Annotated in this window: 16 protein-coding genes; 12 read left to right on the top strand and 4 right to left on the bottom strand. The window is 59.2% G+C overall.

All coding sequences use genetic code 11. The features are described from left to right. Positions 1-717 (bottom strand): GntR family transcriptional regulator, encoded by a 717-nt coding sequence (locus tag ACUW6V_RS18995; protein ID WP_004385983.1) that lies wholly within the window; start codon positions 715-717, stop codon positions 1-3. Positions 718-938: 221 nt separating this feature from the next. Here ACUW6V_RS18995 and ACUW6V_RS19000 point away from each other — a divergent pair, with 221 nt between their 5' ends. The 5 genes from ACUW6V_RS19000 (at position 939) to ACUW6V_RS19020 (ending at position 5,842) form a co-directional block, all read left to right on the top strand. Next, positions 939-2,555 (top strand): alpha-glucoside-specific PTS transporter subunit IIBC, encoded by a 1,617-nt coding sequence (locus tag ACUW6V_RS19000; RefSeq protein ID WP_454038771.1) that lies wholly within the window; start codon positions 939-941, stop codon positions 2,553-2,555. Next, the gene (locus tag ACUW6V_RS19005) at positions 2,552-3,874 is read left to right on the top strand and encodes a 6-phospho-alpha-glucosidase (protein ID WP_007779762.1); all 1,323 of its coding nucleotides are present in this window, start codon (positions 2,552-2,554) and stop codon (positions 3,872-3,874) included. Before ACUW6V_RS19000 ends, ACUW6V_RS19005 begins: the two co-directional genes overlap by 4 nt. A gap of 118 nt (positions 3,875-3,992) precedes the next feature. Beyond that, positions 3,993-4,340, top strand: a complete 348-nt coding sequence (locus ACUW6V_RS19010; protein WP_007703818.1) for a YidH family protein — start codon at positions 3,993-3,995, stop codon at positions 4,338-4,340. Then, a complete protein-coding gene (locus ACUW6V_RS19015) occupies positions 4,330-4,671 on the top strand; it encodes a DUF202 domain-containing protein (RefSeq protein WP_004385978.1) in 342 nt (113 codons plus the stop codon). Before ACUW6V_RS19010 ends, ACUW6V_RS19015 begins: the two co-directional genes overlap by 11 nt. A 73-nt stretch (positions 4,672-4,744) precedes the next feature. Further along, entirely contained in the window at positions 4,745-5,842 is a 1,098-nt protein-coding gene (locus ACUW6V_RS19020; protein ID WP_454038772.1) for a cellulase family glycosylhydrolase, read from the top strand. Here the strand turns inward: ACUW6V_RS19020 and emrD are convergent. From emrD to tisB, 3 genes are all read right to left on the bottom strand, one after another. Then, positions 5,745-6,923 carry a multidrug efflux MFS transporter EmrD gene (emrD, locus tag ACUW6V_RS19025; protein ID WP_454038778.1) on the bottom strand — a complete coding sequence of 393 codons (1,179 nt, stop codon included), beginning with the start codon at positions 6,921-6,923 and terminating at the stop codon, positions 5,745-5,747. The genes ACUW6V_RS19020 and emrD overlap by 98 nt on opposite strands. A 211-nt stretch (positions 6,924-7,134) precedes the next feature. Beyond that, a complete protein-coding gene (locus tag ACUW6V_RS19030) occupies positions 7,135-7,587 on the bottom strand; it encodes a GNAT family N-acetyltransferase (RefSeq protein ID WP_004385975.1) in 453 nt (150 codons plus the stop codon). A gap of 74 nt (positions 7,588-7,661) precedes the next feature. Next, positions 7,662-7,751: a type I toxin-antitoxin system toxin TisB gene (gene tisB / locus ACUW6V_RS19035; protein ID WP_032803729.1), complete on the bottom strand. Its 90-nt coding sequence runs from the start codon at positions 7,749-7,751 to the stop codon at positions 7,662-7,664. Positions 7,752-8,982: 1,231 nt separating this feature from the next. On the opposite strand from tisB, the gene ACUW6V_RS19040 reads away from it, so the two are divergent. From ACUW6V_RS19040 to tssA, 7 genes are read left to right on the top strand one after another with little or no spacing between them, the layout of a single operon-like run. Next, a complete protein-coding gene (locus ACUW6V_RS19040) occupies positions 8,983-9,477 on the top strand; it encodes a YdgH/BhsA/McbA family protein (RefSeq protein ID WP_007872337.1) in 495 nt (164 codons plus the stop codon). A gap of 24 nt (positions 9,478-9,501) precedes the next feature. Then, positions 9,502-10,008: a type VI secretion system lipoprotein TssJ gene (tssJ, locus tag ACUW6V_RS19045; protein WP_454038773.1), complete on the top strand. Its 507-nt coding sequence runs from the start codon at positions 9,502-9,504 to the stop codon at positions 10,006-10,008. Between the two features lie 24 nt (positions 10,009-10,032). Continuing rightward, the gene (gene tssK, locus ACUW6V_RS19050; RefSeq protein WP_004385972.1) at positions 10,033-11,376 is read left to right on the top strand and encodes a type VI secretion system baseplate subunit TssK; all 1,344 of its coding nucleotides are present in this window, start codon (positions 10,033-10,035) and stop codon (positions 11,374-11,376) included. Positions 11,377-11,393: 17 nt separating this feature from the next. Then, positions 11,394-12,629, top strand: coding sequence for a DotU family type VI secretion system protein (locus tag ACUW6V_RS19055; RefSeq protein WP_004385971.1), 1,236 nt, complete (start codon positions 11,394-11,396; stop codon positions 12,627-12,629). A gap of 1 nt (position 12,630) precedes the next feature. Beyond that, positions 12,631-16,251 (top strand): type VI secretion system membrane subunit TssM, encoded by a 3,621-nt coding sequence (gene tssM / locus ACUW6V_RS19060; RefSeq protein ID WP_454038774.1) that lies wholly within the window; start codon positions 12,631-12,633, stop codon positions 16,249-16,251. 16 nt (positions 16,252-16,267) lie between these two features. Continuing rightward, positions 16,268-16,978, top strand: coding sequence for a type VI secretion system-associated protein TagF (tagF, locus tag ACUW6V_RS19065; RefSeq protein WP_004385967.1), 711 nt, complete (start codon positions 16,268-16,270; stop codon positions 16,976-16,978). Positions 16,979-16,987: 9 nt separating this feature from the next. Further along, positions 16,988-18,010 carry a type VI secretion system protein TssA gene (gene tssA / locus ACUW6V_RS19070; RefSeq protein ID WP_014729911.1) on the top strand — a complete coding sequence of 341 codons (1,023 nt, stop codon included), beginning with the start codon at positions 16,988-16,990 and terminating at the stop codon, positions 18,008-18,010. The last annotated feature ends 65 nt before the right edge of the window (positions 18,011-18,075 follow it).

Raw genomic sequence — 18,075 nt, forward strand, 5'->3', positions numbered from 1 at the left:
TCATAATGCCGGCGGGCGAACGCGATGCAGGTGGTAATCCACCTGATAGTCGCTGGTATTGCGAAACATCACTGAATAATTAAGGAATTCGCCGCTATCGCTGTAAGAGAGCGACGTAATGCGCAGCAGCGGCGTCTGCTCCTGCACGTTCATCACTGCCGCCAGCTGTTTATCCGCCAGCACTGGCGTCAGGCTTTCATAGTTGCCGCTGATGGTAATCCCGCACTCCTTCTCAATGTAATCAAACTTCGAGCCTTCCAGATGCGCCAGCGACAGCGTGCGAAAGAGCTTCACCGGCATATAGCTGTCTTCCAGCATCAGCGGTTTCCCCTCGACATAACGCACCCGGCGCGAGAAGTAGATGCGCTCGTTTATCTGGATGCGCAACTGGCTGGCGATGGCGGGCGGCGCGGGCATTACTTCAAACTGCAGCACCTTGCTGTGTACTTCTTTCCCTTGCTGACGCAGCACTTCCACCAGCCCGGTCAGATTCGTGGTTTCGTGATGCACGTCTTTGCGCGCCACATAGGTGCCGCTGCCGTGGCGGCGCACCACCAGCCCCCAGCCCACCAGTAAATCGACCGCTTTGCGAATCGTCATCCGCGCCACGCCAAACTCCTGCGCCAGCGCTTTCTCGCCAGGCAGTGGGCTGCCGATGTGGTAGTCCGATGAATTCAGGCGCAGACGCAGCCTTTCGGCAATGGATTTGTAGATCACCCGTAGACCTCTTTACGCCTGTTAACCGGGAGATTGCTCCCGGGGATGTCCAGATTTAACAAGGAAAGTAGACCTGAGTGTGCAAATTAAAACCATGAATGCGATCACGGAACGCAGCGGCGCGCCATGTTCACGCCGCGGTTACTTTTTATGCTCGCTTCAGGCCACCAGAAAATAATTAAGGCCTCAAACCCTACAGGTTGTTACATGAGGATTTAAAAATGCTCAGTCAAATACAACGATTTGGCGGTGCCATGTTTACCCCGGTGTTGTTATTTCCTTTCGCCGGGATGGTCGTCGGCATTGCCATCATGCTGCAAAATCCGCTGTTTGTGGGCGAGGCATTCACCGCGCCCGATAATCTCTTCGCGCAGATCGTTCACATTATTGAAGAGGGCGGCTGGGCGGTGTTTCGCAATATGCCGCTGATTTTCGCCGTCGGCTTACCGATTGGCCTCGCCCGTGAGGCGCAGGGCCGCGCCTGCCTCGCTGTACTGATTAGCTTTCTGACCTGGAACTATTTTATTAACGCGATGGGAATGACCTGGGGTCACTTCTTTGGTGTTAATTTCGCCGCCGACCCGGTCGCGGGCAGCGGCTTAACGCTGATCGCCGGGATTAAAACGCTCGATACCAGCATTATCGGCGCGATTGTTATCTCCGGGATCGTCACCGCCATTCATAACCGCTACTACGAGAAATCGTTGCCGGTCTTCCTCGGTATTTTTCAGGGCACCTCGTTTGTGGTGATTATCGCGTTCCTGGTGATGAGCCCCTGTGCCTGGCTCACGCTGCTGGGCTGGCCGAAAGTGCAGATGGGCATTGAGTCATTACAGGCGTTTTTACGCTCCGCCGGCGCGCTCGGCGTCTGGGTTTATACCTTCCTTGAGCGCATTTTGATCCCGACCGGGCTGCACCATTTTGTCTACGGCCCGTTTATCTTCGGCCCGGCGGCGGTGGAAGGCGGCATTCAGGTGTACTGGGCGCAGCATTTGCAGGAATTCAGCCAGAGCACGGCACCGCTCAAATCGCTGTTCCCGGAAGGTGGCTTTGCGCTGCATGGCAACTCGAAAGTGTTTGGCTCGGTGGGCATCGCGCTGGCTATCTGGTACACGGCCGCGCCGGAAAACCGCGTCAAAGTGGCGGGGCTGTTGATCCCGGCGACGTTAACGGCGGTGCTGGTGGGGATCACCGAGCCGCTGGAGTTCACCTTCCTGTTTATTTCCCCGCTGCTGTTCGCGGTGCACGCGGTGCTGGCGGCTACCATGGCGACGCTGATGTATATCTTCGGCGTGGTGGGCAACATGGGCGGTGGCCTGCTTGACCAGTTCCTGCCGCAGAACTGGATACCCATGTTCCACAACCATTCCGGCATGATTTTTACCCAGATTGGCATCGGCTGCGGGTTTACCGCGCTCTACTTCGTCGTCTTCAGGACGCTTATCCTGCACTTCGACCTCAAAACGCCAGGCCGCGCTGAGAGCGACATCAAGCTCTACAGCAAAGCCGATTACCGCGCCGCGCGCGGACAGACCACGGCGGCCGCGCACTCCGCTGCCGGTCAGGCCGCGGGTTTCCTTCAGGCGCTTGGCGGCGCGGAGAATATCGAAAGCATCAATAACTGCGCCACCCGGTTGCGCATCACGCTCGTCGACATGGCGAAAACCCAGAGCGATGACGTCTTTAAAGCCCTTGGCGCCCACGGCGTGGTGCGTCGCGGCAACGGCATTCAGGTGATTGTCGGTCTGCACGTTCCACAGGTGCGCGACCAGCTTGAATCGCTGATGAAAACCCCTTCCACGAACCCACTATCCCCCATGACGGAGGCTGTATCATGAAAAAATTCTCAGTTGTCATCGCAGGCGGCGGCAGCACCTTTACACCTGGCATTGTTCTGATGCTGCTGGCTAACCGCGACCGCTTTCCGCTGCGCGCGCTGAAGTTCTATGACAACGACGGCGCGCGTCAGGAAATCATCGCTGAAGCGTGCAAAATCCTGCTGAAAGAGCAGGCACCGGAGATTGAGTTTACCTACACCACGGACCCGCAAACGGCTTTTACCGACGTGGATTTTGTGATGGCGCATATTCGCGTTGGCAAATATCCGATGCGCGAAAAAGATGAAAAAATCCCGCTGCGCCACGGCGTGCTCGGCCAGGAAACCTGCGGCCCGGGCGGAATAGCCTACGGGATGCGCTCTATCGGCGGCGTGCTGGAACTGGTGGATTATATGGAGCAATACTCGCCGAACGCATGGATGCTGAACTACTCCAACCCGGCGGCGATTGTGGCGGAAGCCACCCGCCGCCTGCGCCCGAACGCCAGAATTCTCAACATCTGTGATATGCCGATTGGCATCGAAGGGCGGATGGCGAAAATCGTCGGCCTGAACAGTCGCAAAGAGATGCGCGTGCGCTACTACGGCCTTAACCACTTTGGCTGGTGGACATCGATTGAAGATCTGGAGGGCAACGATCTGATGCCGCGTCTGCGCGAATACGTGGCGAAGCATGGCTATGTGCCGCCCTCAGAAGACGCGCATACCGAAGCGAGCTGGAACGACACCTTCGCGAAAGCGAAAGACGTGCAGGCGCTGGACCCCGACACCATGCCGAACACCTACCTGAAATACTATCTCTTCCCGGATTACGTCGTGGCGCATTCCAACCCGGCGCACACCCGCGCCAACGAAGTGATGGAGCACCGCGAAAAACAGGTCTTTGACGCCTGCCGCGCCATTATCACCGCGGGCCACTCCTCGGCGGGCGAGCTGGAAATCGACGAACACGCCTCCTATATCGTCGATCTGGCGACCGCTATCGCTTTCAACACCCAGGCGCGGATGCTGCTGATTGTGCCGAACAACGGCGCTATCCATAACTTTGATGCCGATGCGATGGTCGAGATCCCGTGTCTGGTGGGTAAAAACGGGCCGGAGCCGCTGACAGTCGGCGATATTCCGCACTTCCAGAAAGGGCTGATGAGCCAGCAGGTGGCGGTGGAAAAACTGGTGGTGGACGCCTGGGAGCAGCGCTCATACCAGAAACTGTGGCAGGCGATTACGCTGTCTAAAACCGTTCCGAGCGCGTCGGTCGCGAAAGCGATTCTCGACGATCTCATTGAGGCCAATAAAGACTACTGGCCGAAGCTGCACTAACGTTACGCCCCGCCTTTTCGACCGGCATCGTCATGGTGCCGGTCGCACTGCCAGCGCTCCTCTGTGACGTCCGTTTTACGTTATGCTGAGGCGAGCACAGGTAAAACAGGGAGCCGTCATGAAAATTTCCCGTCTCGGCGAGGCGCCGGACTATCGCTTTTCACTGGCCAATGAACGCACGTTTCTGGCGTGGGTGCGCACCGCGCTGGGGTTTCTGGCGGCGGGTGTCGGGCTTGATCAGCTCGCGCCGGATTTCGCCACGCCGGTAGTGCGCGAGGCGGTGTCGCTGCTGCTCTGCTTTTTTGCGGGGGCGCTCGCCATTTACGGTTACCTGCGCTGGCTGCGCAACGAAAAGGCGATGCGCCTGAAAGCGGCGCTGCCCTATACTCGCATGCTGGCGTTTATCAGCGGCGTGCTGGTCGTGGTGGCGCTGGCGGTGATGCTGGTGGTGTTTTATGCCGGGTAATCCGCGCGATCCGGGGCTGCAACCGGAGCGTACATCGCTTGCGTGGGTGCGCACGCTGCTTGGCTACGGCGCGCTGCTGGCGCTGGCGCTGCGCCACGCGTGGACTCACGCCGGCCTGCTTATCTGGCTGGCGCTGGGGGGCGTTGCGGCCGTGGCCGGGCTGATTTACGTCTATGCCCGTCAGCGTCGTCTGATTACGCTGGTACACGAGGATTTTTCCGCACCCGGCCAGGTGCGGGCGAAACTGGCGATTGCGCTGGCCGTCTGCGCGCTGGCGCTGCTCTTTGTGGTGACGCATCTTCATGCGCTGATAGCGTTGCTTGCCGAATAACACATCCGCAGACTACCCGGCCTGCGCGGATCCGTGCTACATATTCCAGATTCCTGTTCCCGATACGGTCGCTATGAAAACGCTGCTTCCTCTCGCTTTTCTGCTGCTCTTTACCTCCGCGCATGCCGCGCCGCCCGCAAGCGCCAGCGAGCCGCTCTCGGCCCAGCGCTACAGCGCGCAGCTTGGCGTCGGCATGGACGTTGACTGGGCGCGCACCGAGCGCGGCATCCGTGAGTTCGATCCGCTGGCGGTACGCGATTTTCAACAGCGCGGCATTCGCCATGTGCGGGTGCGGGTGGCGGGCGACGCCACCGAGGAGCGGCTCATCCATTTGCGCAAAATCGTCGAAGCCTGCGAGCGCTACGACATCATCCCGATTATTTCCTACCAGGCCGATGCGTTTAAGGCGGACCCGAGCGCGCAGAACGCCGCGAAAGTCGCGGCCTGGTGGAGCACGGTGGCGAACTACTTCGGCAGCGAGCATCCGCTACTCGGGTTTGATCTGATTTACGAGCCTGCCGACAAGCTCAATCACAACCCGCAGCAGCTCAACCGGCTGTATGGCGACGTGATCAAAACCATTCACCGTATTGATGCGCAACGGATGATTTTCATTGCGCCGCGTTTTCGCGCCGTGCCGGAAGATCTCTCCATACTGAAACTGCCGCCCCAGAGCAGCCACTATGTGCTGGCGCAGTGGCACATTTTCCCGTGGGGACCGCTGCGCGCGAACGGCAAATACCCGTGGACTTCCGGCACGTCGGCGGAAAAAGCGGCGATTCGCGAGCGCATTAACAGCGCCCGCCGCTGGCAGCAGAAAACCGGTCATGTCAGTTGGGTTGGCGGCTGGTCGGCAGCGCAGACGGTGAAAACCACGCCGTCGGCGGCGACGCTCGCCTTCGCCAGTTTTATGGCCTGCGAGCTGAAAAAGGCGGGCATTCCGTATGCGCTCAATGCCGCGAATGAGTTTTACGATGGGGAAGAGGGCGCGTGGCGGCCTGTGCAGGCCGCCCTGCTTGACGCAATGATGAACCCGACCTGCGCTGTGGAGCGCGCGTCGGGGCACGAGCACGTTAAATCGTCTGTTCCGGCATCCGCGCACGGTGCGCCAGCGGCAGCCAGCACGCCAGCATCAGCACACCCATCGCCGTCATCAGCATCCCGAGGCTAAACTGCCCGTTCTGCGGCAGCAGCGCGGATGACCACGCGAGCAGCCCGGAACCGCAGTTCTGCAGCCCACCCACCAGCGCGCCGGCGGTGCCCGCCAGGAACGGAAACGGCTCCATCGCGCCGCTGGTGGCAAGCGGAAACAGCATCCCGGCACCGAAGAAAAAGAGCGCGGCGGGGATAAGCAGCGTCCAGACATTCATGATGCCAAGCCACCCCGGCAGCCACATCAGCACGCCTGCCGTGAGGCAGCTCAGCACCGCCTGCCACATCAGCGTGGTGAAGCGCTTATGCGTGCGTCCCGCAAACCAGGCACCGAAGAACGCCGCCGGAATCGGCAGAATAAACAGCACGCTCACCGCGAGACTACTCAGCCCAAGCCCCGCGCCCATCAGCACGCCGGAGCAGGCTTCAAACACCGCGACGCCCGCGAGGGCGGCAACCAGCATAATCAGATAACAGTTAAAGCTGGCGGTGCCGAACAGCAGTTTATAGCTCGCGAGCAGGCGAGGGCGCTGTGCCTGCACCGGACGGGTTTCCGGCATCCAGCGGAACATACAGAATGTCACCACGAGGGCAAGCGTGAGCAGAAACGCGAAGCAGGCGCGCCAGCCCCACAGCGTGTCCAGCAGGCCGCCGAGCAGCGGGGCCACCAGCGGGCTGACCAGAATCCCCATGTTCAGCAGGCTATTGGCGTGACGCAGCGCCGGGTCTTCATAGAGATCGCGCGGCAGGGTTCGCGCCATCACGCCGCCAACACCGGTGCCCATCCCCTGTAAACAGCCCGCGGCGATCAGCACCGGCAGGCTTTGCGCCTCCAGCGCGACGAGTGTTGCCAGGATAAAAATGGCCAGGCCCACGAGGATCACCGGGCGACGCCCAACGCGGTCGGAAATCGGCCCGTAAATCAGTTGTGACACGCCGTAGGTGAGCAGATACGCCGCCATCACGCTCTGTACTGCGCCTTCACGCACGTTCATCTCAAGCGCGATATCGGCGATAGCCGGGATATAAATCGTCTGCGCCATCTGCCCGACGGCGACAAGCAGAATCAACATCATTAACAAATGACGGTTAGCCAACATTCTCATCATGATTATTCGATATGCACAGGTGAACGAAACAGGATATATCTCTGTATGGATATTAAATGCGAGAGAAATATACCGCATACGTGGGGATTATCCAGTCAACTGTCATGTCGTCATAAAACAGGGCAGGCAGCTTTTACGGACACTCAACGGAAAGATTTATTGCCACGGTGAATGATGCCACGGCGCATGGCCGCGGCTTGCCTCAGGCCACAGAGGGCAGCGTCAACCGGTGGGTAATGTGCGGGTGATCCATTGGCAGAAATCCTGCCTGTAAATAAAAGCTGAAGGCGGATTCCGGCGCGCGGATATTGAGGTAATCAAACGTGTTATGGGCGTGATGAGCAAGCGTCGCCAGCAGTTGATTGCCGACGCCAACGCGGCGTACCGCATGGCTGACGTAAAGATGGCGCACCCGTCCGGCACGCGGATGATTATCGAACGGGCAGCGATTCAGCCCGCCGACACCGACCAGCGCGTCGCCAAGAAACGCGCCGAGCAGTCGTTCGCCGGGGGCGGAGAACGCATTGCTGCCGTCCATCCAGTGGACGGCGAGCCGGTCCAGCATCGCAAAGCCGAGCGCCTGACTCTCTTCACGCAGCCGGTCAAAATCGATGCCGACCGGAGTGAGTGGCCTGATGGTGATGATTCCTGACATCGTTCCCTCCTGGGGATGTACCGTGTTAAAGAGGGGCGGTTGCCCGCCCCTCTTTGGTGCGGCCTGAACCTGAGTTACCGAAGGAACTTCAGGACAGCATCAAGCAGTTGCAGGACTGCAACAATGAGTTTCAGGATAAGGATAAACAAATCCACTCCGCTCATACGCGTCTCCTCTGGTAAAGGAGCACCAACTGGCGTACCTCTCCGCTGCCTGTTGCCAGTTGTTTTGTTGGCGTAACACAGTGTGCTCTCTCGGGGTTAAGGCACTGACGGCACCACCCGTTTCAGCCAGGACTCTTTATTGCGCCCGTTTAAATGCGGCCCCGTATCGCACGCTGTGACAGCAACATCATTATAGATAAACACTGTATAAATGAACAGTGTTTTCTGGACAAGAAAGGGAGAGCTGGACCATACTGATGAAAAGCCACTGCTGCGCCGCGCGCCAATTGCGGGTGCGCGTATTTGATCGTATAGTTACAGGGTTGACGTAACACAGTGTGCTTTGCGGCTACCACCCGCAACAGTAGCTGAAAAAACCTCGCCTCCGGCGGGGTTTTTTGTTTTCGTACCCGTCCTGCGTGTGATAAGCCAAATCTTTTCCTGACCCTGCCGTAATAATCACGGTGAATAATATTCACATCCGTAGCCAACAGGCAGAGTAAAAAAGCGACATGCACGGTATATTTTGCACTGTTTGTAAGGAAAATCTTATGACAAAAAAGTGCAATCAACTGCGTTTATGCTTTCCTGGCAAATAGGCTTTTTATGAACCCTAAATGCGTTAGCACTATTTGCTGTCATCATTATTTAAAAAAATTTTACTTAAGATCTTGCAGTGTCTTTTTTAGCATGAAATTACGCACCCACTAAATATGGTAGCTCACTATATTCACGCCTTCTTAATAATGTATTTTCAGATTAATCTTAATGGATGCCCGCTCCGCATTATCCTGCCTCTTTACTCCGTTAACGCGTTACGTTTTCTCGTTAGTAGTTCTTGTAAATCAAACGCTTAACATTATAAAAGCAAATAGCTATTGCTGAAGGTATTTACTCTTTTCCGGATTATTTCTTGCACCAAAGGGCGGAAAATTCCTAAAAATGCGCTATTGAGTTAATCAGGCAGTCGTTTTCACCGAAATGCCCGCCAGACCTGGTGTTGAATTGTCATGAGGGTTATGTAGAATTTTCCCGCTCTGCCTCAGAAATATGCGTAAAACGTCCGGGTTTACTTCGGTAAAGCCCGTGCGGTAGCTATCTCTGAAGAAAATGAAATTCCTTCACCGAAATGGCATAATCTTCCCTGGCAATGACAAACTTTTAGTCATAGCCTGAATCCAGAAGCCGTTATTTCTTTGTATACAGAATATATTTGCAACGGAAACCATCGATGAATATGCGAATCGTATTAGCCCTGCTGTTTGTGTTAGGCGTAGCTGGTTGTAAAGCGCCGCCTCCTGCCGTTACGGATGACACTATCGTGACCAGTGTGGTTAATGGCGTCACGCTCACCCACCGCCACGCGGTGACTCCGCCAAAAGAGTTCGAGCCTGTTAACGAAGAGTACCGCGCGATGTACCCGGCGTCGGTCATGACCCGCCCGGATTTCGGCGGCAAAGTGGTTCGTCAGCTCGAAACCGGCAAAACCTATAACGTACTGGGCCAGGTTGAAGGCCATTGGCTGGCCATCGCCGATCAGGGTGAAGAGCAACTGATTGGTTATGTTCCGCTGCGCGCGGCAGTGAAAAGCAGTCTTTATGACGCGACCGTCAGTAAAGAGATCCCGAAACTGCGCCGTAAAACAGCCAAAGCCAACTGCGTGACGGTGGATGGCAACAGCAAAGCCTGTAAAAACACCAAAAGCGGAACCTGGGTTATCGATTAATCCTGATTCAATGAGCCACACCTCATGAAAAACCGTACCGTTTTACGCCAGGGCTTCCTGGCGTTTTTGATTGCCGCTCTCACCTTACTGAGCGGCTGCTTATCGTCTTCACGCAGCGTTCCTTCCCAGTACAGCCTGCTTTTTCAGGCTCATCCGCAAATTAATAATTCCGCCCCGCTAAAAGTCCGGGTGCTGCTTTTGAAATCAGACGCCGACTTTATGTCTGCGGATTTCTTTTCGCTGCAAAACAATGCTCAGACCGTGCTGGGAGCCAACCTGCTCAACAGCGACGAGTTCTTCCTGATGCCGGGCCAGCTGAACAAAACCCTCAGCGGCCAGAGCTCGCTTGACGCGCGCTACATCGGCGTGATGGCGGAATATCAGGCGCTCGACGGCAAAAAATGGCGAATCTCGCTCCCGCTGCCCGCCCCCAGTGACTCCAGCATTTATAAATTCTGGAAATGGTCATCCGACGAACTTGAGGCAAAAGTGTTTCTTGACGTCAATGGGATCCGCGTCATCAACGAATAATCAGCGCCCTTACAGGACACCAGTATGAACAAAGCAGAAAAAGTGGTCTGGACCGAAGGGATGTTCCTGCGTCCGCACCACTTCCAGCGCGCGGAAAGTTTTCTGCAACACCACATCCGCGAATGGGGTTCGTTGCAGCGTCCGTATCTCTGGGGATTTCTCGATCTGGAATTTGACGAGGCGATGCTGCGTCAGGGACGCGTGGCGCTGAGCTACGCCAGCGGCCTGCTGCCGGACGGCACGCCGTTCTCTTTCCGCGACGCCCGCCACGGCCCGGCACCGCTCGCCATTCCTGACAACCTCACGCACGAGCGCGTGGTGCTGGCGCTGCCCGCCCGCCGCGCCGGACGCGAAGAGGTGATTTTCAGCGAGGCGGCCGATTCGCTCGCCCGCTACGCCACCTTTGAAGAAGAAGTGGAAGACGACAACGCGCTGTCGGTCGGCGCGGCGACGGTACAGTTTGGCCGCCTGCGTCTCAAGCTGATGCTGGAGAGCGAACTGACCGCCGAGTGGACGGCCATTGGCGTCGCGCAGGTGATTGAGAAGCGCAACGACAACCAGGTGCGCCTCGATACCAGCTACATTCCGCCGATGCTCAACGCCATCAACAGCGGGCAACTCTACAGCATGCTCAACGATCTGCATGGTCTGCTCGGTCAGCGCAGCCAGCAAATCAGCCAGCGTCTGCGCCAGCCGGGGCGGTTTAACACCTCGGAGATGGTGGAGTTCATGCTGCTGTCGCTGATTAATCATCATCTCGGCCACGTCACGCATTTAAAAACGCTGCCGCTGCTCCACCCGGAAACCCTGTGGCGTGACTGGCTGGCGTTCGCCTGCGAACTCACCACCTGGACGGCGCAGCGCGCGCCGGAGACGACGCTGCCGGTCTATGACCACGACAACCTGGCGGGCTGCTTTGGCAAACTGACGCTGATGCTGCGCCAGGGGCTGTCGCTGGTAATGGAAGAGAGCGCTATTCAGCTGCCGCTCACCGAGCGTTCGCACGGGCTCAACGTCGCCACCGTGCCGGAAAGCAACATGGTGCGCGAGTTCGGTTTCGTGCTGGCGGTCAAAGCCAACGTGCCGGGCGAGGCGCTGCAAACGCACTTCCCGGCGCAGATGAAAGTCGCGCCGGTCACCAAAATTCGCGATCTGGTGCAGTTGCAGTTGCCGGGTATGGTGCTGCGCGCCATGCCGGTTGCGCCGCCGCAGATCCCGTGGCATGCCGGCTACAGCTATTTCGAACTGGAAAAGGGCGGCGAACTCTGGAAAGAGATGGAGAAATCCGGCGCGTTTGCGCTGCATCTCGCTGGTGAATTCCCGGGCCTTGATATGGAGTTTTGGGCCATTCGCAGTACGAATGAATAACACGACGAGCGCTCACTATGGAACCACAAGCCACCGGCAGCGATGCCATTCTTTCCGGCGCCAGCAGTAATAATCCGCTGGTCGCGGCGGCCAACCCGCTGCTTAACGCGATCCCGCAGATTCGTCATTCTGTATCGCATGAAGATCAGGCCGGGCTGCGCCAGCGCCTGATAGACGAGATCCGCCGCTTTGAAGTGCGCTGCCAGCAGGCGGCGCTGCCTTACGAAGTGATCGTCGGCGCGCGCTACTGCCTGTGTACGGCGCTGGATGAAGCGGCTGCGCTCACGCCGTGGGGCAGCCGTGGCGTCTGGTCAGGCAGCGGTCTGCTGGTAACGTTCCACAACGAAACCTGGGGCGGCGAGAAATTCTTTCAGCTTCTGGCGCGGCTGTCGCAAAACCCGCGCGAGCACATCTTCCTGCTGGAGATGATCAACTACTGCCTGCTGCTCGGCTTCGAAGGGCGCTATCGCGTCATGGATAACGGCCGCACGCAGCTTGAAACCATCAAACAGCGTCTGTGGCAGATGATCCGCAGCGTGCGCGGCAGCTATCCGCCGCCGCTCTCGCCGCACCCGGAAGATCAACCGGTGCTGCGCAAGCTCTGGCGTCCGGTGGTGCCGCTGTGGGCCTGCGTGGCGCTGGCCGGTTTCCTGGCGTGCCTGTTCTTTATCATTCTTAACTGGCGGCTTGGTGATAACACCAGCCCGGTGCTGGCGAAGATTTACCAGACGCCGCTGCCGGAAGTCACCGTTCAGCAACCCGCGCGTGAAGTGGCGCCGGTGCTTAACCTGCGCGGTTTCCTGCGTCCGGAAATTGAAGCGGGCCTGGTGGCGGTGCGCGACGAAGCCGACCGCAGCGTGGTGATTCTGAAAGGCGACGGCCTGTTCGCCTCTGCCTCAACGGTCGTGCGTGGCCGTTATGAGCCGGTTATCGACCGCGTGGCGCAGGCGATGAACAACGTCAGCGGCAAAATCCTCGTGGTGGGCTACAGCGATAACGTGCCTATCCGCAGCGCGCGTTTCGCCTCGAACTACGAGCTGTCGCTCGCGCGCGCCGAATCGGTACAGAAAATGCTCCAGGCGCACCTCGCCGACCCGAACCGCGTTAAAGCGCAGGGCCGCGGCGAGATGGACCCTATCGCTCCGAACAATACGCCGGAAAACCGCGCCCGCAACCGCCGTGTCGAGATAACGCTGCTGGTGTCGCCGGATAACACACTGGCCGAGCTGAACGGATTGCCGCAAGGAAACTAGGATGCTGAATATTCTCCTTTCAATAGTGACCAACCGCATCTTGTGGGGGTTCATGGGCGTTACCGCGCTGTCGGCGGTCGTCTGGATGATCGGGCCATTGCTGTCCATCGTCGACAGCCGCCCGCTGGAGTCGGAAACCAACCGTATCATCAGCATTGCGCTTATCTACCTGATTTGGGTGCATAGCCACATCGTACCGCGGCTCTACAACGCCTGGCTGAACCGCAAGCTGATGGACAAACTCAACGAAGGCAAGCCTGCGGAAGAAGGCGGCAGCGACGTTAAGCGCCTCGGCAATGACGATAAAGTGCTGGCGGACCGCTTTGACGAAGCGGCGCAGATCCTTAAAAAAGCGCACTTCAATGCGCCGGGCCAGCGCGGCCAGTGGACGCAGCGCTTCAGTACGCAATATCTCTATCAGCTTCCGTGGTATGTGATTATCGGCGCGCCGGGTTCCGGTAAAACGACGGCGCTGGTCAACTCCGGCCTGCAATTCCCGCTCGCCGATCGCTTTGGTAAAACGGCGCTGCGCGGCATTGGCGGCACCCGCAACTGCGACTGGTGGTTCACCAACGAAGCGGTGCTGCTCGATACCGCAGGCCGTTACACCACGCAGGAGAGCGAACAGGCGCAGGACGCCGGTGAATGGCTAAGCTTTGTCGATCTGCTGCGTAAATACCGCCGCCGCCAGCCGATTAACGGCGTCATTATCACCATCAGCGTTTCTGATCTGCTGACCCAGTCGCCGGAAGCGACGCAACAGCAGGCCGTCAACCTGCGCCAGCGCCTGGCGGAGCTGCATGAGCAGCTCGGTATCCGCTTCCCGGTTTATGTGCTGGTGACCAAAGCGGACCTGCTGAAAGGCTTTCGTTCTTACTTTGGTCGCTTTGATAAAGCGCAGCGCGACCAGATCTGGGGCTTCACCTTCCCATGGGATCGCTCAAAACAGGCCGATTTTGACCTCCTGGGCGCGTTCACCCAGGAGTTCGCGCTGCTTCAGCAGCGTCTCGACGCCGGCCTGCCGGATACGCTGCTTGCCGAAAGCGACCCGAAAGCGCGCGCCGAGTGTTATCTGTTCCCGCAGGAGTTCGCGGCGCTGCGTCCGCTGCTCGCGGATTACCTCAGCACCGTTTTCGCCCGTTCCAACTTTGAAACCGAATTCTCGCCGCGCGGGATTTATCTCGCGAGCGGCACCCAGGAAGGGCTGCCGTTTGACCGCGTGATGGGCGAACTCAACCGCGCGCTGTCGCTGCCGTCCGGCGGCAAAGAGGGCGACAACTGGGATTCGGTGAGCAAAGAAGCGCCGATCCCCGGCGGTAAAGGGCAAAGCTTCTTTATTAAAAACCTGCTGCAAAACGTGATTTTCCAGGAAGCGGGCATCGCCGGGCAGAACCGCTGGTGGGAGCTGCGCAACCGCGCGGTGCTGTGGTCTGGCTATGCGGCGTTGATAGCGCTCTTAGTGGTGCTGGGCGGTCTGTGGCTCACCAGCTATGGCAACAACAAAGACTATCTGGCAGAAGTGAACGATAAAGTGCCGGGCGTCGAGCGCCAGAGCAAAGCGCTGCAAACCACCGCCGGGCGCGATCTCTTCAGCATGCTGCCGTTCTTTAACAGCCTGGTAGATCTGCCAAAAAGTAAAGAATTTGACCTGAACTCGCCGCCGGTGACGTACCGCATGGGGCTTTATCGCGGCGATGACGTCAACGACGCTTCGCAGGCGCTCTACCAGAAAGCGCTGCAGGAGATGCTGATGCCTGCCGTGGCGCAGCTCATCACCGGCTGGGTGCGTAACGACAACGGCAGCGACGTGGAATACAGCTACGAAGCGCTGAAGGCGTACCAGATGCTCTACCAGCCGAAGCACTACGACGGCAAATTCCTGCACTCCTGGGTAATGCTCAACCTTGAGCGCAACCTGCCGCAGGACGTCACCCAGGCGCAGCTTAACCAGCTCGAATGGCACCTGACGCAACTGCTGGAGCCGCAGATCCAGACCTCGCCATACGCCAAAGATGAGTCGCTGATCAGCCGCCAGCAGGCGATGATCAACCAGAAGCCGCTGTCGCTGCGCGTTTATGGCCGCCTCAAGCGGTTGCTGGAGCGCGATGAAAACTTAAAGCCGGTGTCGCTCGCCACGCTGGGCGGCCCGCAGAGCGAGCTGGTGTTTTCGCGTAAAAGCGGCAAACCGGTGAGCGACGGCGTGCCGGGGCTCTACACCCCGAAAGGCTACTGGGAAAGCTTCAACGGCCAGATTGATAACGTCACCGCCTCGCTGCATGACGACGACACCTGGGTGCTGGGCCTGACCACCGCGCAGGAAGATAAAACGCAGACCGACAACGCGGTGCGCCAGCTCTACATGCGCGATTTTATCAGCCAGTGGGACAGCTACCTGGCGGATATTCAGCTTAACAACAGCGCCGATCTGAACCAGCGCATTAACACGGCCCGCGTGCTTTCCAGCAGCAACTCGCCGCTGCGCCGCCTGGTGATGAACTTAAGCCAGGTGCTGACGCTCTCCCGCGCCGAGCCGCAGGCGGGCGAAGGGGAAGCGAAAGAGCAGGGCAACCGCGCGACCCGCACGCTGGAGGCACTCTTCAGCGACCGCGAAAGTGGGGCGACTACCGCCGCCGCCGCGCCGCAAACGCCGGAACAAGTGGTGACCGATCACTACGCGCCCATCATCGAACTGGCGCAGCCGCTGGAGAAAGGCGGCAAAACCATCGTGTTTGATGACTTTATCAAGCAGATCGATGAGCTCTACCGCTACCTGACCGCCGTACAGGACGCCGCCAACAGCGGTATGCCACCGCCGGGCGGCGAAGCGATCAGCCGTTTACAGGCGAGCGCCGGGCGTTTGCCGGGCGGGCTGCAAAATATGTTCAGCCGCATGGCGGTAGGGGCGAGCAGCGACACCCAGCAGCGCGAACTGGAAAACGTCCGCAAGCGTATCAGCGTGGAAGTCGGCAGCTTCTGCCGCCAGGCGATTGCCGGCCGGTACCCGCTGGTGCGCTCCGCCAGCAGCGAAGTGACGCCGGACGATCTGGCGCGCATGTTCGCGCCGGGCACCGGCCTGATGGACAGTTTCTTTCGCGATAACCTGACGAATAAAGTCGATACCACCCAGCAGCGCTGGCGCTTTACGCCAGGCATCGACGGCAAAACGCTGCCGGGCAGCGAAGGGGTGCTGCGTCCGTTCCAGCAGGCGCAATACATTCGCGACGCGTTCTTCGCCAACGGCGCGACCACGCCGTCTTATCGCGTGACGGTGCGCACCGTGCGGATGGATAACGACATCCTCACGCTGTCGCTCGACGTTGACGGCCAGCTTCTGCGTTACAGCCACGGCCCGCAGGCGGTGCAGCTGATGAGCTGGCCGGGCAGTGGTGGCACCAATCAGGTGCGTATGCAGCTTGGGCTTGCCAACGGCACCACCTCGACGCTCGTGACCAACGGCGCGTGGGCGCTGAACCGCTTTTTCGATCGCGCCCGCATTGCGCCGGGTGCAGGAAGCCTGAGCCGCCAGGCGACGTTTTCGGTTGACGGACACAGCGTGACGCTGGAATTCACGCCGAACAGTATCCGCAACCCATTCCAGCTCCCTGGCTTCGCATGCCCTTAACCGCAAGGAACGGATAATGAGTCATTACCCTGCGATTAGCTGGTACGGGAAACTGCCCAGTGCCGGCGACTTTCTCCAGCGCCGTTTTCCCGATGCCCTGCAACGCCAGTGGTCGCACTGGTTTCAGGTAGGGCTGTTGAACTGGCAGAAAGAGGATGAACAGCGCGAGACGGGCAACCGGCAGTTTGCCAGCGCGCCGGTCTGGAACTTCGTGGTGCCGCCGATGCTCGGCAGTCAGCAGGTGCAGATGGGCTGCCTGATGCCGGGCCGCGACAGCGTAGGGCGTCAGTATCCGCTCGTCGCGACGGTGGCGTTCAGCCCCGCCGAGTGGACGCCGCAGCATCTGGCGATGGCCGAAGAGTGGTATCAGCAGCTTGGCCGCGTCCTGCATCACGCGGTGCGCAACGCGTTTTCCGCCGAGCAACTCGACCAGGCGGTGCTGGCCATTCCGTCGCCTGCGCTGCCGGCACCGGAGAATCGCTCGGAAATTCTGGATGTGATTGGTTATCAGGAGACGCCGGTGACGCTGAGCTGGCGTCAGGCGGCGGAGTGCTTCGACCCGCAGCGCCAGACCAGTTTCTGGTGGACCAACCGCAGCGACGGTTATCCGCTCTACACCCATGTACACAGCGGCAATTTTACCGGACAGCTCTTTTCGCTGTTGTTTGATCCGGCGGGCGGTGCGCGTCCGGGTCGCCACGGGCTCTACCCGCCCATGTTCGAATAAGGCAGTTCGATGGATATTGAAACCCTTCTTACTCCGGTGAGCCCGGAGCAGCCGTGCGGCGACAACCTGGAGTACGACGCCGATTACCAGGCAATGGAACAGGCAAGCCAGGGCAAGGCGGAACAGCAGTTCGGCGACACCATTATTCCGGCAGAGCCGGCGGACTGGACTAAAGTTGAAAAGCTGGCTCTGTCGTTGCTTGAGCGCACCAAAGATCTGCGCGTCATGCTGGCGCTGACCCACGCATGGACCAAACGCCGCGGCCTGCCGGGCTATGCCGACGGGCTGCTGCTGATTCAGGAAGCGCTGACGCGCTACTGGGAGCCGCTCTATCCGCTGCTGGAAGAGTACGGCGAAAAAGATCCGTTCTACCGTATTAACGCGCTGGCGGGGCTTGGCGATAAATCCTCTCTGACCAGCACGCTGCGCACCGCGACGCTGCTGCGCAGCAACGGCGACGAAATTACGCTGCGCGACGCGCAGTCGTTGCTCGACAACAGCAAAAGCGAATGTCCGGGTTATCCGGGCGGCCGCCCGCGGCTGGTGGATGAACTCGCGCGCGGCGGCCAGCCGGGCATCGAGGCGATAGTCCAGATCCATGCGCGACTGGAAGCGATTCGCACCATTCTCGTCAGCCATCTCGGTGAGAGCGGCGTGCCGGAGATGGAGCAGCTCCAGAAGCTGACGAGCATTGTGGCGCTGGCCTGTCAGAGCGGCGAACCCCAGGCGCCGCAGGAGTTACAAGACCCGGACGTGCAGGCGGAGAATGCGCCTGCCGCCACGACGACCAGCGCCCCGGCGCGGGTGGTTGAAACCGACTGGCGCAACGTGCAACTGCAAACGCGCGACGACGCCCAGTTAATGCTTGAGAAAGTGAAGCAATATTTTGCCCGGCACGAGCCGAGCCACCCCGCGCCGCTGATGATTGAGCGCGTGCAGCGACTGATTGAAATGAATTTCATGGATCTTATTCGCGACCTGGCGCCCGACAGTGTGCATCAGGTGGAAAACATTTTCGGACGCCGCGAGTAACGGCGTTCCCCTTTACGGCGGCAGGCATGAGGCCCGCTGCCTGAATTTCACCGCGCATCTTCGAT

It is taken from the genome of Cronobacter sp. 153480017-3, assembly GCF_053627815.1.

Coding starts and splice junctions, on each gene's coding strand:
- ACUW6V_RS19015 (WP_004385978.1), top strand. CDS start 4,330: ATGCCGGGTAATCCGCGCGATCCGGGGCTGCAACCGGAGCGTACATCG.
- tisB (WP_032803729.1), bottom strand. CDS start 7,751: ATGAGCGGAGTGGATTTGTTTATCCTTATCCTGAAACTCATTGTTGCA.
- tssA (WP_014729911.1), top strand. CDS start 16,988: ATGGATATTGAAACCCTTCTTACTCCGGTGAGCCCGGAGCAGCCGTGC.
- ACUW6V_RS19005 (WP_007779762.1), top strand. CDS start 2,552: ATGAAAAAATTCTCAGTTGTCATCGCAGGCGGCGGCAGCACCTTTACA.
- ACUW6V_RS19020 (WP_454038772.1), top strand. CDS start 4,745: ATGAAAACGCTGCTTCCTCTCGCTTTTCTGCTGCTCTTTACCTCCGCG.
- tssM (WP_454038774.1), top strand. CDS start 12,631: ATGCTGAATATTCTCCTTTCAATAGTGACCAACCGCATCTTGTGGGGG.
- ACUW6V_RS19000 (WP_454038771.1), top strand. CDS start 939: ATGCTCAGTCAAATACAACGATTTGGCGGTGCCATGTTTACCCCGGTG.
- ACUW6V_RS19010 (WP_007703818.1), top strand. CDS start 3,993: ATGAAAATTTCCCGTCTCGGCGAGGCGCCGGACTATCGCTTTTCACTG.
- tssK (WP_004385972.1), top strand. CDS start 10,033: ATGAACAAAGCAGAAAAAGTGGTCTGGACCGAAGGGATGTTCCTGCGT.
- ACUW6V_RS19055 (WP_004385971.1), top strand. CDS start 11,394: ATGGAACCACAAGCCACCGGCAGCGATGCCATTCTTTCCGGCGCCAGC.
- emrD (WP_454038778.1), bottom strand. CDS start 6,923: ATGTTGGCTAACCGTCATTTGTTAATGATGTTGATTCTGCTTGTCGCC.
- tagF (WP_004385967.1), top strand. CDS start 16,268: ATGAGTCATTACCCTGCGATTAGCTGGTACGGGAAACTGCCCAGTGCC.
- ACUW6V_RS19030 (WP_004385975.1), bottom strand. CDS start 7,587: ATGTCAGGAATCATCACCATCAGGCCACTCACTCCGGTCGGCATCGAT.
- tssJ (WP_454038773.1), top strand. CDS start 9,502: ATGAAAAACCGTACCGTTTTACGCCAGGGCTTCCTGGCGTTTTTGATT.
- ACUW6V_RS19040 (WP_007872337.1), top strand. CDS start 8,983: ATGAATATGCGAATCGTATTAGCCCTGCTGTTTGTGTTAGGCGTAGCT.